The sequence below is a fragment of the Mycobacterium sp. genome (assembly GCF_004298145.1).
Lineage (GTDB): Bacteria > Actinomycetota > Actinomycetes > Mycobacteriales > Mycobacteriaceae > Mycobacterium.
The window spans coordinates 68,113-80,856 of sequence record NZ_SCRH01000072.1 but is presented as its reverse complement, the minus strand read 5'-3'; the positions used below and the strand labels follow the sequence as shown (position 1 = coordinate 80,856).

Here is a 12,744-nt window from a genome sequence, read left to right as displayed (position 1 = left end):
CCCGGGCCGGTTTGGTGTCGACCTGCGGGGTTACTTTCGTATTCTTGCCGGCTTTTTCGAGCTCTTTGCCGATTTCTTCGCCGGCCTTCTTGCTGCCCTTCTGCGCGCCCTCGATGATCGAGTCGCCCACGGACTTTCCGACACCCTTGGTGCCCTTGGTGATCCCGTCGTTGAGGGACTGCCCGGCTTGCTTACCGACCTTGTCGGCTGTCCTTCCGACGTTAGTTATCTCAGCTTCTACCTCTTTGAGGCCGTCGCCGGATTTCTTGACGGTCAGAGAGATGTACCCGGCGGCGAGTTCTACACCTTTGCCGCTCATCGCTGGCCCCTACCGCGTTTCGGGCAGTTCCGGCCATGCACCCTGCAACCAGTGCACGCGGTGAGGCGGCGTGGTTGGGGTGCGAGCGCCGGGGCGGTCATGCGTTCACCGCCGCGCTGCGGCCGAAAGCGTCTAGGTCGGCGGAGTCGATTCGCACGGTACGGCTTCCGTAACGAAGCGCAGGCAGGGCGCCGTCATGGATCCAGCGGTCCACCGTGCGTTCGGTGACGCGAAGTTTCGAGGCGACCTCAGATTTGCGTAACAGCATCGCAGTTACTTTCGTGGTTCTAGCGTTTTCGCTCAGCGATGCCGTATCGGCTTGAGAATGGGTTGAACGCGCGTCGCACGCTGATCAACCGACATGTCCAGTATATGGCATGAGGCGTTGTAGCGCGAAAACACTAGACGTAGCACGACATTAGCTGCGACGCACAACGTCGAGCACACCGACCGCCGTGGCGATCACATCACCAGTCGTGCCGTCCGGTAACCGCACCCCAGACACCAGTGTCCGCGGAGTATTCGCCGGATGCGCAGGCGACGGATGCCAAGCCATCTGCCAGCGATGCCCACCACCCAGGTCGGCCACCGAAGCCACCGGCACCCCTGAGTCGTACACGTCGCCGTACGCGTCGTGCGCGGCCCTGTGCTCATCCACCTTCCCCGCCAGGACCTCAAGCCGAGCCATCACATGCCCGAGGGCGTCGCTGGCTGTGACGCTCTCGGGCAGCACATCCCGTACCTGCTGAATCTCGTTCCGCAGCAACGTAAGGAGCGCGTCGACATGGATGAGCGCATCGCGGGCCGTGTACTCTGGTTCGGTCATCTAGTCGCTACCTTCTCGTACTGGTGTGATTTTCGGATCCCCATACGCGCCAGACGCATAGCGCGCCGGACGGCGCTGATCCGGTCCTTGTTTGCGGCGTACCAGGCGCGGTTGGCGGCCTTCTGGCACGGCCGGCAGCGGTGTCTTATCCGCAGCCCGTCGCGCACCCGGTAAGCGTCATCGAGCGAATGGCCATGAACGCAACTGCCGTTCGCGTTCATGACGCCACCGCCGATTCCGGGGTGTCAGCACACCCGACACGGCCATCCGGTGCCGCAGCGGACGCCACAGCCCCGCGGACGTACCGGGCCAGCCCACCGCGGCCGCCGCCGATCCGCCGCAACAGCCCACGGTTCACCGCGCGGTTTAGCGCCTGACGCGCCAGCTCGACTTGTGTGCCAGTCGGGGCGGGGCCGTACAACGCCGCCGCCGCCTCGGCGACGGTAACCCCTTCGGGGCCGGCCGAATCGACCGCCTCAAGCAGCACACCCCGCAACCGGCTCCGCGACAGCGACCGCTGACGCTTCGGCGTCGGCTGCCGGGCCGCCAGGTCGGCCGCCATCACCGCCCTGACCGTCTGATACGCGTCGGGATCGACCAGCGTGGCCCCGACTACCCCGCGCGGCTTCTGGTCCGCCGGCAGCGAATCCACCCAGGCAGCACATTGCTGCATATGCCGGCAGCTCAGGCATACCTCGAGGCTGGCGTCCGTCACCTCCCGACCCGAACGGACGTCGACATCCGCCATTTCCGTCCGACCGCGGCAAGCGGCATCGCGCATCCTCGGGGCCGCTGCAGCAGCCCCGAGCAGATCGGCCAGTTGTTGTGCGTTCATGAGGCCGGCCGCCAAGCGACGACACCACGAGCTGCCGGGCATCCCGCGGCGTGGAAGATCTCGCCAAAAACGGCACCCCCGGGCAACGGTGTCAGCGATCCCGTTGCATTGCAGTCGCTACAGGCGTCGGTCAACCCGACGACCGGGCGCCCGGCGTTGATCGCGGCGACGATCCGTTCACCGTTTCGCCGTTGACGTTCAGCGCGGCGGCGAGCGGCGCGGTTCACGATGACACCGCCTTGAGGGGGCAACGAACTGGGTGATTTTTGCCTTGGCTAGCCGGGCAAAAACCCCACTGGTTCCCACTGGTTCCCACTGGTTCCGGGAACCGGTGAAAAAGAATGCGGTTGGCACAGTGTCTTTTGACTGTGCACCGTTTTCTGAGTGGTTCTCTACTTAGGGGAACCGGTCGCGGGAACCAGTCACGTCCCTCCTCGCCATTGTCCGTCTGCGCGCTCATGCGGCCGCCTCGTCAGAACCGCTGCCGGAACCAGTCACGGAACCAGTCGAATCGGGCAACCTGTACCCGATAGCGCCTCGTGCGCCGGGCGCCTCGAGTAACCGGGCCGCGACAACAAGGTCATCCACGGCGTCGCGGATGCGGGTCCGCTTGTAGCCCATCCCGCTGTCCCGTAGCAGCGCGCACAGATTGTTGAACGACGTCGCCGCGCCGCCCGCCTTCTCGATGGCACCGATGATCGCTTCGGCTGCAGGATCGCCGCCCTCAATGCCGCCTCCTTGGTCGGTGTCCCGTGGGGGGTAGAACCCCCACAGCTCGGGGCTGTTCCCTGTGGCGTCAATGGACAACGCGCCGAAATAAGACTTCCCTGGGACGCCGGTCTGGCGCCCGTGGATGCGTAACGCGCCCGGCCTGTCCTTGGTCAGGTACACGTGCGACATGCCGCGCATGCCGCGGCCGAACGGCTCCTTGTTCACCAGGACGAACCGTGCCCCGTCGATCGCGTTGCCTTTGTGGACGGTGCCGTAGGCGTCACGGCGAGTGTGGTCTGTACCCATGGGCAGGTGGTCGCAGGACAGCACCGCGGCGCCGGCCCGCAGGAACGGTGTCACTAGGCGCCGCCTGAATTCTGAGGCTCCTTCAGCGGCTTTGATCTCCGCGCCGTGCAGCGCCATCGCTTCGTTAACGCCGTCGAGGACAACTAGCGTCGGCGCGGGTTCCATGAGGGCGGTGAGCCATTCGCGGCGGACCTGCTCGGCGGGGCCGATGAACGCCAGGTGGTCGTTGACGGCGTCGTCGCTCAGGCCGAGGAACTTGAGCCGCTCCACGGTGGAGCCGGGGTCACCTTCTTCGAAGTGGATGTATACGACACGGTTGCCTGTGCGTATTTCTGCAGCTGCGCATAGCAGACAGAACCACGTTTTGCCGCTTTCTGTTTCGCCGATGACTGCGTGTTCGCGGCCCGGGTATAGGCAGCGCTGCCCGTCGTCCCGTGCGACACCGAGCGCCGGCTTGGGTGGGGTGATTTCGCCGCGCAGGTAGGGGCCGAGGTCAACGGGACGCCAGGTGACACCAGCCGGGTCGTCCTTATCTGCTGCCGCTTCGGTTATGTCGGCGGCCGGGGTGAACTCGTCGAGGCTGTGTCCGGCGGCGATGTGGTCGGCGGCGTCTTTGCCTGTCGCCGCTTCTACTGTCCGGATTGATGCGGCCAGCCCGTCGAGCTGTTCGGCTACCTGCGCGGCGTGGCGGTAGCCGGGAATGTCTTTGTCGGCCACGATGATCACGCTTTTATCGCGCAACGGAGTCCAATTGGCGAGGTGCGCTTTTCCGGCTCCCATCGCTGAGCACACCGCGGCGGCGCCTTCGGACTCCATTGCCAGCACGTCCTTTTCGCCCTCGACTACGTACACGGTTTCCGCGTCTGCGATGCGGTCGACGTGAAACAGTGCCGTACCCGTGGTGTTTCCGGTTTGGCGGAACGTCTTACTATCGAGGGAGCGGTGCACGAAACGACGGTCGGGGTACTCGAAGGTTGTGGAGTCGCGTAGCGCGCCAGTGCTATTGGTCGTTCGCGCTTCGTCGTACAGGTCCCGCATTTGCAGCCCGACCGCTTCGAGCACGGTCCCTTTGTCTTCGCCCGCGTGGCAGTGGACTAGCACCTGCCCGTCTATCTGTTTGAAGGACACGGACAGGTCTGCGCTGCTGTGTCCGGGGGCCTGTGCTGATGCCTTGTCTCCCGCTGTGTCTTTCCAATTGAGGCCGGCGGCCAGGAAGGCGTCGCGGCATCTGTCGATGGCGCGGGTGCTCACGCCTACCGGTCGTTGGGCCGGGGCCGCCGGTAGTTCGGATCCTCGAAAAGGGATGCCGGCCGCGCGTAGGCGATCAGTGAAATAGGGCGGTTGGGTGCTCACGCGACATCCCCGCCGTCGTAATATTCGGCGGCGATTCTCTCGACGCGGAGTTCGTCAGCTAGCCGCTGCACGGTCCCGCCGGCGATGTCGTAGAAAGATGGGTCATGCACTGCCCGCCGGGCCATTCGGGCTAGATTCGCTTGCCATGCGGTGTGCGCGTAATGCCCGCGTGGTTTATAGTGGTCAGTATCGGTGTCGTTGAGGGTCGTCCTATTTGGGCGGCCCTCTTCGCATAGGGGGGTGGTTGTCATCGGTGTCAGCTCCGTTTGGGTGGATCCGCGGCCCGTCAATTATTTGGCCTGTTGGCCCCGCGGAGCTGTGGGTGAATTACGTTGCAGGCTATGGGCGTTACGCGCCCCCGCTGGTTTGCGTAGCCAGCAGCGCCTCAACGTCTGCCACACCGAGGGCGGGCAATAACTCATCGGCTGATGGCAGGGATTCGAGGATCGCCTTGCCTTCGGCGGTTTCGATGGCGCCCGTAAGTATCAGCGTTTCCTGTTTGCCGCGTGCGCGTTCGACCTCTGTTTTGGCGCGGCGTTTCCGCGCCTCGATTTCGGCTTTGGCGGCACGCCGTATCTCGGTTTTGCGTTCCCTGGAAAGCCTTTCCGGTCCCCAGCCGAGCGCTATGCCGCCGTCCACCCTTGGGCGTAGTTCGGCGACGATGCCCATCGCTTCGCACCGCTCGTCGACTAGCCGCTTGGCTTCTGCTAGGACGGGCGCAAGTAGCTCGTGGCCTTCGGCGATGAGCTGCTGTACGCCCAGCTCTTGGGCTTCCCACAGCTTTGTCATCTGGCGTTCGAACTCGGCGTACTGTGCAGCGGCGAGCGCGTCCAGGTCCGCGCAGGCGATCTTCGTATTGCGGGCGACGAGTTTGAGTAGTGCTGTGCGTTCGGCTGACGTGGTGGTCACGCTGCACTGCCGATGGGGTTCTCGATCTTGTCGAGGTCGTCCGACCAGACGCGGATCAATCGCGGCCCTAGCCGATGGGCGGGGAGTTGACCGCCCGCCACGAGTCGCCGGGCCGTGCAGACGGAGACGTGTAGTCGGTCGGCGACTTGCTTCAGGTCGAGCCTCTCTCGTTTGGTGCTCATCGTGCTGTGTTCCCTTCGAACGTGAGTTGTCTTGCCTGTAATCAGAAAAGCACAAATCCGCACGCCGTGCTTTTTTTGCTAGACGTTATGCGCCTGCTACGCAACATTTTTCGTTGCTGTCGTCAAAAAGTGTTGACTGGAAAGGCTGCATGTTTTTGCGGACCCGGTTGGGCGCACTACGATCACACCGGGTCACATATGGTCACATATGTTCGTTTCGGCAGCCTGATAAAAATCAGGCGCCCCAGGGGTTCGAACCCCCCCAATAGTGTTGACTGAACTATTTTGCTGGCGGCTCAGCGAGTTTCGACAAGGCATCAGCCACCTCGGCGTCGCGGCCGCTGACGGCTTGCTGATAGATCAGGCTGGCGCGGACGGTGGAGTGGCCCAACCGCTGCATCGATTCGGCCAGGTTCGCCACACGCGCAGTCTGCGTACCACTGAAATGCCTCAGCCCATGCACCGTCGGTCTCGGCTTGTTCACGCCGTCGCGGCCAATCTTGTCCAGCGCTGGGTTGAAATAGCTGTCGCGGAACACTTTCCCATCCATGTGGCAGCCGCCCCGCGCCGGCGGCCACAGCAACGTATCGGCCCCGTCAGCGATAGCAGCCAGATGTGCCACCAGATCCGCTCGAATGTGCGGAGGCACCACCACAGTGCGGCCCTTACCCGACTTCGGCGTATCAATACGACAGACACGTTGCCGGTGCGTGGCGCCGCGCGCAATGGTGATCGTCGAGCCGTCGGCGGCCACGTCACCGCGGCGCAGCTCCATGAGTTCCCCCCAGCGCGGGCCGCACCAGGCGGCGACCAACACCAGTGTCCGCAAGCGTTGCGGCTCGATGGCATCCGCAAGAGCTGCCACCTCGGCGGGAGTCAGGACGACGGCCGCCCGTTTAGTCTTGGCGGCCATCGCTTTCGAAATCTGGCACGGATTAGCCGGCAACAGGCCGTCCCCCACGGCAGTGGCGCACACGGCGTGCAAAAGCTGGTAGGCGTGCGCCTTCGCGGTCGGCTTCTCGGCGCTCATTGCGGCATACCACGATCGAACGGCCTCCGCGGTCAGGTTGGACAACGGCACCTGGCCGAGTATCGAATCTTTGATCCTGCGCTCGACGATGCTCTCGTATCCCGTTTTCGTACGCCCCTTCAGGGGGCGCTGCTCAACCCACTTGGCGGCGTATTCGGCAGCGGTGAGGGCGCCGGCGCGCTTCTCAGCCTCGCGCTGCGCGGGAGGCGTCCAGATGCCCAGCTCGATGAGCCGCCGCTCCTTGGCGAGCCATTCCTCCCCATCCATTTTCGCGGAGAAGGTCTTCGCGGCCCGGTGACGCAGCAAATCGGGGCCGACGTAGGAGGCTTGCCAAGTTGTCTTGCCTGACTTACGCAGCCAACCCCAGCCGCGGCGACCCCTCTTGCCGGACACTTTTGCTCCGCTCTGTTATCTGTCTGCTATCAACATGCTAGCTCGTGCGTACTTGCGCTAATTTATGCACACCGCTACCCTAAAGCGTATCAGCAGTTCAGAGGCGATTATCGCAGCTAGTTGCTGGTGTGGGCAACCAATAGGACGGCATTTTCGAATCCTGCCGGGGGCACCAGCGTTGTAGCAGGTCAGACGTCTCTTGAAGCTAATCCGTCGACCTATCTGACTCCTTGGACTCCTCTGCGTCGTCGGACTCCTTGGCCTTGTCGGAGTCCCGCACCTCGTCGAGTTTGTCCGCGTACTTCGTCAACAGTCCGGCTAACTTGCGGGCCTCCTCGGCAGTCAACGAATCATCGAAGACGCGCTCGTCGCTGTCGGAGACGCGCTCGACATAGACCGCGGCGTCCTTCATTCCGACGTCCCATCGGCCCCCCTCATGACGAACCATGGGATGCCGCCTTTCGACTGTGACTCGATTTCACGCTGCCCGCGACGCACTAGTGCGTTGTTTACCCACTTCTGCTGGGACCCAGACGGTCACATTCGCCTGAACGAACCGTCGCCGGCTCTCGCCGCGAGTGAGATCCGCCGGCGGCGGCAGTGTTCGCCAAACATCGCCCCACGCGTCACAGACGCCATTAAGCTGCCGGTCGTGGGGGTGAAGGTGTTCGCCAAGGGCGGTGGCCGATGGCTGGCGATCGCGGCGTCGCTCATTGTCTCGGCCGCCATGATCCACGCCCAGGGCACCAAGCCACGGTGCTGCGTCGAGACGCCGGCAGCGACCCCCACCGCCACGGCGACTCGGTCACCCAGCCCGCCGCACACCGCCAGTCCCGCCGAGGTGGAGGCGCTGACCGCGCTGGCACCGCCCGCCCCTTCGGCCGGCCAGCAATTCCAGCTCGCGTTGCCGCACGGGGTCGCGTCCGAGGATCGGCTACAGGTCAAGACCATCTGGGCGGCCCGCGCCATCGGGGTGCTCTTTCCCCAGGTCAAGACCATCTATGGGTATCGGCAGGACCCGCTGCCGTGGCATCCCAACGGGTTGGCCATCGACGTGATGATCCCGAACTTCCACACCCCCGGAGGCATCGAGCTCGGCAATCAGATCGCCGGATATGCGCTGGCGAATGCGAAGCGGTGGGGCGTCAATCATGTGATCTGGCGGCAGAAGATCTACCCGGGCGTCGGCGGGGGCAACTGGATGGCGGACTTGGGCTCAGAAACCGCCGACCATTACGACCACGTTCATATCGCCACTGATGGCGGTGGCTATCCGACCGGGCACGAGATCTATTACATCGCCTCCATGACCACCGCCCCGCCGGACTGATTCACGGCGTCCCCGTCATTGCGGACCGGCGGCAAACGCCGCGACCGGCATTTCGACGGTTCCGCGGCACGGGCCGCCGCTGATGTCGGTGTGCCAGACACCGCGCAACGATCCGTCCGGCTGCGGGGTGTAAAAGGCCCACGACCTCGCGGGTGCCCACACCTTCGCAGCGCCTTCGCCCATATAGCAATCCCATTGGAAGTCGAAGTGCTCCACCCATTTCGCCCCATCCCACGTGTAGTGCGAAGGCTGGGGCAGCGTCGGGTTCTTGGGCGTGGGGCCGTTGGTCGCGGTGGCCACGCACTTGCCCGACGAGCACGCGGTGGTGAAGACGTAGTCGGCGCTGAAGGTGGGTTCGGCTTGCGTCGCGGCGACGCTGGTGCCGGATTTACTGGCCGCATACCTCACCAGCGAGTATTTGCCGTTCCACGACGGTGACACCGCATGCGCGCAGACGGCGGGTGTTCCGGCGACCGAGGCAGTCACGGCAGCGAGCGCCGCGACTACCCGAAACCTCGGCCGCATTGGTCAATGGTCGGTGTTCGATGACGCAGTGCGATCTCGGCGAGGACACGATCACGCTGTTTCGCAACGTCCGTCCTCAGCGCAACAGGAATAGGCCGTACGCGGCGACCGACTGCGCGTCGACGATGACTCCCCGGCGAATCATCTGCTCGACCTCTTCGCGCGAGAACCACGCGCTGCGCATGTCCTGCTCCTCGTGCTCGCGGTCGGCTTCTCCCTCGACGATCCCCGTCGCCAAGAACACCCAGCCGCGCTGACTGGTCATTCCCGGCGCCACGTCGAGCTCGCCGAGCGGCTCGAACGTCGTTGCGCGCAATCCGGTTTCCTCGCGCAGCTCACGCTCGGCCAACTCGGCAGGTTCGGCATCGGCCATCCCCGGAGCGGTGCCTTGGGGGAACTCCCAACGACGCTCCCCGATGGGGTAGCGAAACTGCTCGACCAACCGGAAGCGGTGCCCGTCATATGGCATCACGAGCGCATAGGCCGGCTTGTCGACGACGCTGTAGATGCCGGCACTGCCATCCGGACGGCGGATGTCATCCTCGCGCAGCACCATCCACGGATTCCGATAGATCTCGCGGCTCGCGAGGCGTTCGATAAAAGTCACGCCGCCAGTATTGCCGCGAATACCGCACCTGAAGCCGCGGCCATGGCAAGGAGTAGCGTCCGAAGCCATGCCGTCCCCAGAAGCCATCACCGAGACCGTCAATCGCTACCTCGCTCTCGTCGCGACCGGCACCGCCGACGACATCGTGACCCTGTACGCCGCCGACGCCACCATCGAGGATCCGATCGGAGCCGATATTCGCCGCGGGCATGACGCCATCCGCGGGTTCTACGCGGGATTCCAAGACGCCAAGAAGGACACCGAACTCGCCGAGTTGCGGGTCTCTGGCAGCGAGGCCGCCTTCTTCTGGCACCTCACGCTGGACGCCGGTGACAGCCGCACCAGAATCTCGCCCATCTCGACGATGTCGTTCGACACGGACGCCAAGATCACGTCGATGCGGGCGTTCTGGTCACCTGCTGACGTCAAGGTTTTATAGCCACGTCGAGGGGCTCGCCAATTCTGTTGGCATACTGCTCAACTCGGAATCGAGCCTGACGTCTTCCGTCCGATATGGCATCGGCCGCGCGGGGGCCCGGCAATTCGGTTGCCGGTTGAGAACATGTCGCGCTGGCGTCGATCGGCATCGTGCCCGATAGTCGTAGCAGCAAGTGAGCGCCGGATGTCATCAGAGGTGGGGTTTATGCGTGACGACTCACCGCGCCGCGACGACCGCGACCGTGCTGTCACCGTCGCGGCGAAGCGTCTATGAGCGCGCGCAGCCACATCATCGTCAGCGGCGACGATGCGCTCGCGAGCACCATCGCCAAGGAACTGAACCGCGCGGGCGCCACTATCGTCAAGCTGCCCAGCGAAGAGCTCGCCGGCGCCGATCTTGGCGGAGCAAGCGCCATCGTCTGCGCCGGGCATGACGACGCGAAGAATCTCGAAAACGCCTTGCTGGCAAGGAAAACCAATCCGCATCTGCGCGTGGTCGCCCGGTTGGGCAACGACGTGCTGCGCGGAGCGGTGGCCGCCGACAACGGCCCCGGCGCCATCCTCGATGTCGCCGACCTCGCGGCGCCGTCGGTCGTCGAGGCCTGTTTGGCGAGCAACACCCATCCGGTCGAAGCGGCCGGCATCGAATTTGTTGTGTCGGGCGCCGAGGCACCCCGCGACGCGACGCTGCGGGAGATCTACGGCGACCTGGCGCCGGTAGCCGTGATCCACGGCAAGAACACCGCCACCCCCGACGAGGTGGTGCCGTGCCCCGGCCGAGACCATCGAGTGCGCGCCGGTGATTGGACCGCCATGATCGGCAGCGCCGACGAGCTGGCCGCGCGCGGCATCAAAACGCCCCGGCCGACCGCGACACGCTCCCGCCAGTCGTCGGTGCGGCGGGCCTCGGACGCTGTGCGCGCGATGCGTGACGATGTGAACCCCATGCTTTTCCCCGCCATGCTGCTCGCGCTCAGCCTGCTGCTCGCGTCGACGGTCGTCGTGCACATCTCCTACACGAAGCCGCGCCTGTCCTGGCTGGACGCGATGTATTTCACCGCGGAGACCATCACCACCGTGGGGTACGGCGAATTCACCTTCGCCCAACAATCCGCGTGGCTACGGATATTCGCCGTCGCCTTGATGTTCGCCGGCGTGACGACCACCGCGCTGCTCGTCGCCTTCGTGGCGGACTTGCTGCTGTCGCGCCGCGTCCTGCAATCAGCCGGCGTCCGGCGGGCACGCCACCTGCGCGACCACATCATCGTGGTGGGGCTGGGTTCGTTCGGCAGCCGCGTCGTCGGTGATCTGACCGCGGCCGGATACGACGTCGCGGTGATCGAGCGCGACGAGAACAACCGGTTCCTGTCCACCGCGGCCGAACTCGACGTGCCGGTGATCTTCGGGGACGCGACGCTGCGCCAGACGCTGGAGTCGGCCCGCGTCGACCGCGCCCGGGCCGTCGCCGTGCTGACTCAAGACGACATGGTCAACATCGAGATCGGAATCGTGCTGCGCGAGATGCTGGGTCCTCGAGTGATGCCCGAGGTCAACCGGCCCGACGTGCCCATCGTGCTGCGCATCTATGACCGCACCCTCGGCGACGCGGTGGCGAAGCGGTTCGGGTTCGAGAATGTCCGGTCGACCGTCGACCTGGCCGCTCCCTGGTTCATCGGCGCCGCGATGGGCCTGCAGGTGCTGGGCACGTTCTCGGTCGGGCAGCGTTCCTTCATGGTGGGCGCCATGCACGTGGCGGCCGGCAGCGAGCTTGACGGGCTACGGATGTTCGAAATGTCCACTCAGACCCGGGTCATCGCGATCACCCGCCAGGATACCCCGGTCGAGCTACACCCCCGCCGGGATGCCTGGCTTCGCGGCGGCGACACCGTGTACCTGGTAGGGCCGTACCGCGAGTTGCTGGAGACGCTGCGCAAGGGGCAGCCACCCCAGGAGCATTCCGCCGACGACGAGCGCCCGGCGGATAACGCGGCGACCTGAAGACCGCGACAAAGGCCGGCTTCAGCGGCACATCCAGGTCACTGAGCAGAACAGCCCATGGACCCTTGGGCGCCCGGTTCGTCCGCGTGGCCGCCGTGTCGGGCACACCACCCGGCCAATTCCTGGCGGGCCGCGATGGTCACCGGATGCTCGTCACCGAGTACGCGGGTCTCTTCCTCGACCAGCGCTTCCCATGCGGCGACCCCGTCCGTGACGCCGGCCCGGTCCGGAGCCCACAACGTGAACATGTGCCGCGCCATGAGCAGGTGAATGTGGTCGTCGCCCAGCTTGTCGCGCAGTTCGCCGATCAGCAGCTCGAGTTTGTCGACGGCCACGGGGATGTCACCCGCGCGGCCCCACCAGATCGCCAGCATCAACCGCGTCCCGAGGGTGTCGGCGTGATCATCACCGAGCACCCGGTGCCGCGCCGCCAACACGCGTTGCCCCTCGGCGATGGCGCCGACAAAATCACCTATCTCCCAACGCTTCTCAGCGACCTTCTCGCGGGCCACCAACGTGCTCTCGTGTTCCGCCCCTAAAATGCGCTGTTCGTCGGCGAGGAGCTGCGACCATTCGGACAGTGACGACAGCGGGGGTTGTTGTCGCCCCGCCAACAGGTGACGAGCGGTCAAGGTGCTCAGGTGATCGCGACCGAGCACCTCAACGAGGTCCGCTACCAACCCTTCAAGGTCGGCGTAGGCGACGGCGTCATCGCCCGCTCGCAGCTGCAAGGTGGCCAGCGCGACCTTGAGCTCGAGGACGTTGGGATTGCGCTCACCCAACGTTGCCCGGCACAGGGTCACCAGCTCGTTTGCCTGCAGTGCGGCCCCGGCGAAATCACCGTTGTTCGCGCACTCCGCCATCAGCCCGGTCATTTCGGCCAGCGGGGCGGGCAACTCCTGCTGCGTCATGTCGCTAATGAAAACGCCACTTCGCCGATGCGGCAATTCACCCTGTGCCGCCCGCCGGCCGTTCCGAGCCG

16 protein-coding genes and 1 pseudogene are annotated in these 12,744 nt (G+C 65.1%); 4 read left to right on the top strand and 13 right to left on the bottom strand.

The genetic code is table 11. From position 1 onward, the window contains the following. From EPN51_RS28730 to EPN51_RS28720, 4 genes and pseudogenes are all read right to left on the bottom strand, one after another. A pseudogene (locus EPN51_RS28730) lies at positions 1 to 319 on the bottom strand (hypothetical protein); the annotation flags it as partial. A 97-nt stretch (positions 320 to 416) separates the two neighbouring features. Then, positions 417 to 587 (bottom strand): helix-turn-helix domain-containing protein, encoded by a 171-nt coding sequence (locus tag EPN51_RS29085; protein WP_366509476.1) that lies wholly within the window; start codon positions 585 to 587, stop codon positions 417 to 419. Between the two features lie 150 nt (positions 588 to 737). Then, a complete protein-coding gene (locus EPN51_RS28725) occupies positions 738 to 1,145 on the bottom strand; it encodes a hypothetical protein (RefSeq protein WP_293049264.1) in 408 nt (135 codons plus the stop codon). 217 nt (positions 1,146 to 1,362) lie between these two features. Then, on the bottom strand, positions 1,363 to 1,797 hold the full coding sequence (locus EPN51_RS28720) for a hypothetical protein (protein WP_293049263.1): 435 nt from the start codon (positions 1,795 to 1,797) through the stop codon (positions 1,363 to 1,365). Positions 1,798 to 1,818: 21 nt separating this feature from the next. On the opposite strand from EPN51_RS28720, the gene EPN51_RS28715 reads away from it, so the two are divergent. Continuing rightward, positions 1,819 to 2,175 (top strand): hypothetical protein, encoded by a 357-nt coding sequence (locus EPN51_RS28715; RefSeq protein ID WP_293049262.1) that lies wholly within the window; start codon positions 1,819 to 1,821, stop codon positions 2,173 to 2,175. A 261-nt stretch (positions 2,176 to 2,436) separates the two neighbouring features. Here EPN51_RS28715 and EPN51_RS28710 read toward each other — a convergent pair whose 3' ends face one another. From EPN51_RS28710 to EPN51_RS28685, 6 genes are all read right to left on the bottom strand, one after another. Continuing rightward, the gene (locus EPN51_RS28710; RefSeq protein ID WP_293049261.1) at positions 2,437 to 4,248 is read right to left on the bottom strand and encodes a toprim domain-containing protein; all 1,812 of its coding nucleotides are present in this window, start codon (positions 4,246 to 4,248) and stop codon (positions 2,437 to 2,439) included. 98 nt (positions 4,249 to 4,346) lie between these two features. Continuing rightward, positions 4,347 to 4,475: a hypothetical protein gene (locus EPN51_RS28705; RefSeq protein ID WP_293049260.1), complete on the bottom strand. Its 129-nt coding sequence runs from the start codon at positions 4,473 to 4,475 to the stop codon at positions 4,347 to 4,349. 223 nt (positions 4,476 to 4,698) lie between these two features. After that, positions 4,699 to 5,259, bottom strand: a complete 561-nt coding sequence (locus EPN51_RS28700; RefSeq protein WP_293049259.1) for a hypothetical protein — start codon at positions 5,257 to 5,259, stop codon at positions 4,699 to 4,701. Further along, positions 5,256 to 5,441 carry a helix-turn-helix domain-containing protein gene (locus EPN51_RS28695; protein WP_293049258.1) on the bottom strand — a complete coding sequence of 62 codons (186 nt, stop codon included), beginning with the start codon at positions 5,439 to 5,441 and terminating at the stop codon, positions 5,256 to 5,258. Before EPN51_RS28695 ends, EPN51_RS28700 begins: the two co-directional genes overlap by 4 nt. A 280-nt stretch (positions 5,442 to 5,721) precedes the next feature. After that, entirely contained in the window at positions 5,722 to 6,864 is a 1,143-nt protein-coding gene (locus EPN51_RS28690; RefSeq protein ID WP_293049257.1) for a site-specific integrase, read from the bottom strand. 205 nt (positions 6,865 to 7,069) lie between these two features. Further along, positions 7,070 to 7,312 (bottom strand): hypothetical protein, encoded by a 243-nt coding sequence (locus tag EPN51_RS28685; protein ID WP_293049256.1) that lies wholly within the window; start codon positions 7,310 to 7,312, stop codon positions 7,070 to 7,072. Positions 7,313 to 7,516: 204 nt separating this feature from the next. On the opposite strand from EPN51_RS28685, the gene EPN51_RS28680 reads away from it, so the two are divergent. After that, the gene (locus EPN51_RS28680; protein ID WP_293049255.1) at positions 7,517 to 8,194 is read left to right on the top strand and encodes a glycoside hydrolase; all 678 of its coding nucleotides are present in this window, start codon (positions 7,517 to 7,519) and stop codon (positions 8,192 to 8,194) included. Between the two features lie 15 nt (positions 8,195 to 8,209). On the opposite strand, the gene EPN51_RS28675 is transcribed toward EPN51_RS28680, so the two are convergent. Further along, positions 8,210 to 8,680: a hypothetical protein gene (locus tag EPN51_RS28675; RefSeq protein ID WP_293049254.1), complete on the bottom strand. Its 471-nt coding sequence runs from the start codon at positions 8,678 to 8,680 to the stop codon at positions 8,210 to 8,212. Positions 8,681 to 8,795: 115 nt separating this feature from the next. Then, positions 8,796 to 9,326 carry an NUDIX hydrolase gene (locus EPN51_RS28670; RefSeq protein WP_293049272.1) on the bottom strand — a complete coding sequence of 177 codons (531 nt, stop codon included), beginning with the start codon at positions 9,324 to 9,326 and terminating at the stop codon, positions 8,796 to 8,798. Between the two features lie 67 nt (positions 9,327 to 9,393). Between EPN51_RS28670 and EPN51_RS28665 the strand changes: the two genes are divergently transcribed. Together EPN51_RS28665 and EPN51_RS28660 are read left to right on the top strand one after the other, a co-directional pair. After that, positions 9,394 to 9,765: a nuclear transport factor 2 family protein gene (locus EPN51_RS28665; protein ID WP_293049253.1), complete on the top strand. Its 372-nt coding sequence runs from the start codon at positions 9,394 to 9,396 to the stop codon at positions 9,763 to 9,765. Positions 9,766 to 10,034: 269 nt separating this feature from the next. Further along, positions 10,035 to 11,762, top strand: coding sequence for an NAD-binding protein (locus tag EPN51_RS28660; RefSeq protein ID WP_293049252.1), 1,728 nt, complete (start codon positions 10,035 to 10,037; stop codon positions 11,760 to 11,762). A gap of 38 nt (positions 11,763 to 11,800) precedes the next feature. Here the strand turns inward: EPN51_RS28660 and EPN51_RS28655 are convergent, their stop codons facing one another. Continuing rightward, complete coding sequence (locus EPN51_RS28655; protein ID WP_293049251.1) at positions 11,801 to 12,673, bottom strand: tetratricopeptide repeat protein; 873 nt, start codon at positions 12,671 to 12,673, stop codon at positions 11,801 to 11,803. Between the last annotated feature and the right edge of the window lie 71 nt (positions 12,674 to 12,744).

Excerpts from the sequence above, each read along its gene's own strand:
- EPN51_RS28660 (WP_293049252.1), top strand. The coding sequence starts at position 10,035 with ATGAGCGCGCGCAGCCACATCATCGTCAGCGGCGACGATGCGCTCGCG.
- EPN51_RS28665 (WP_293049253.1), top strand. The coding sequence starts at position 9,394 with ATGCCGTCCCCAGAAGCCATCACCGAGACCGTCAATCGCTACCTCGCT.
- EPN51_RS28725 (WP_293049264.1), bottom strand. The coding sequence starts at position 1,145 with ATGACCGAACCAGAGTACACGGCCCGCGATGCGCTCATCCATGTCGAC.
- EPN51_RS28695 (WP_293049258.1), bottom strand. The coding sequence starts at position 5,441 with ATGAGCACCAAACGAGAGAGGCTCGACCTGAAGCAAGTCGCCGACCGA.
- EPN51_RS28705 (WP_293049260.1), bottom strand. The coding sequence starts at position 4,475 with ATGGCCCGGCGGGCAGTGCATGACCCATCTTTCTACGACATCGCCGGC.
- EPN51_RS28715 (WP_293049262.1), top strand. The coding sequence starts at position 1,819 with ATGCCGGCAGCTCAGGCATACCTCGAGGCTGGCGTCCGTCACCTCCCG.
- EPN51_RS28655 (WP_293049251.1), bottom strand. The coding sequence starts at position 12,673 with ATGACGCAGCAGGAGTTGCCCGCCCCGCTGGCCGAAATGACCGGGCTG.
- EPN51_RS28685 (WP_293049256.1), bottom strand. The coding sequence starts at position 7,312 with ATGGTTCGTCATGAGGGGGGCCGATGGGACGTCGGAATGAAGGACGCC.
- EPN51_RS29085 (WP_366509476.1), bottom strand. The coding sequence starts at position 587 with ATGCTGTTACGCAAATCTGAGGTCGCCTCGAAACTTCGCGTCACCGAA.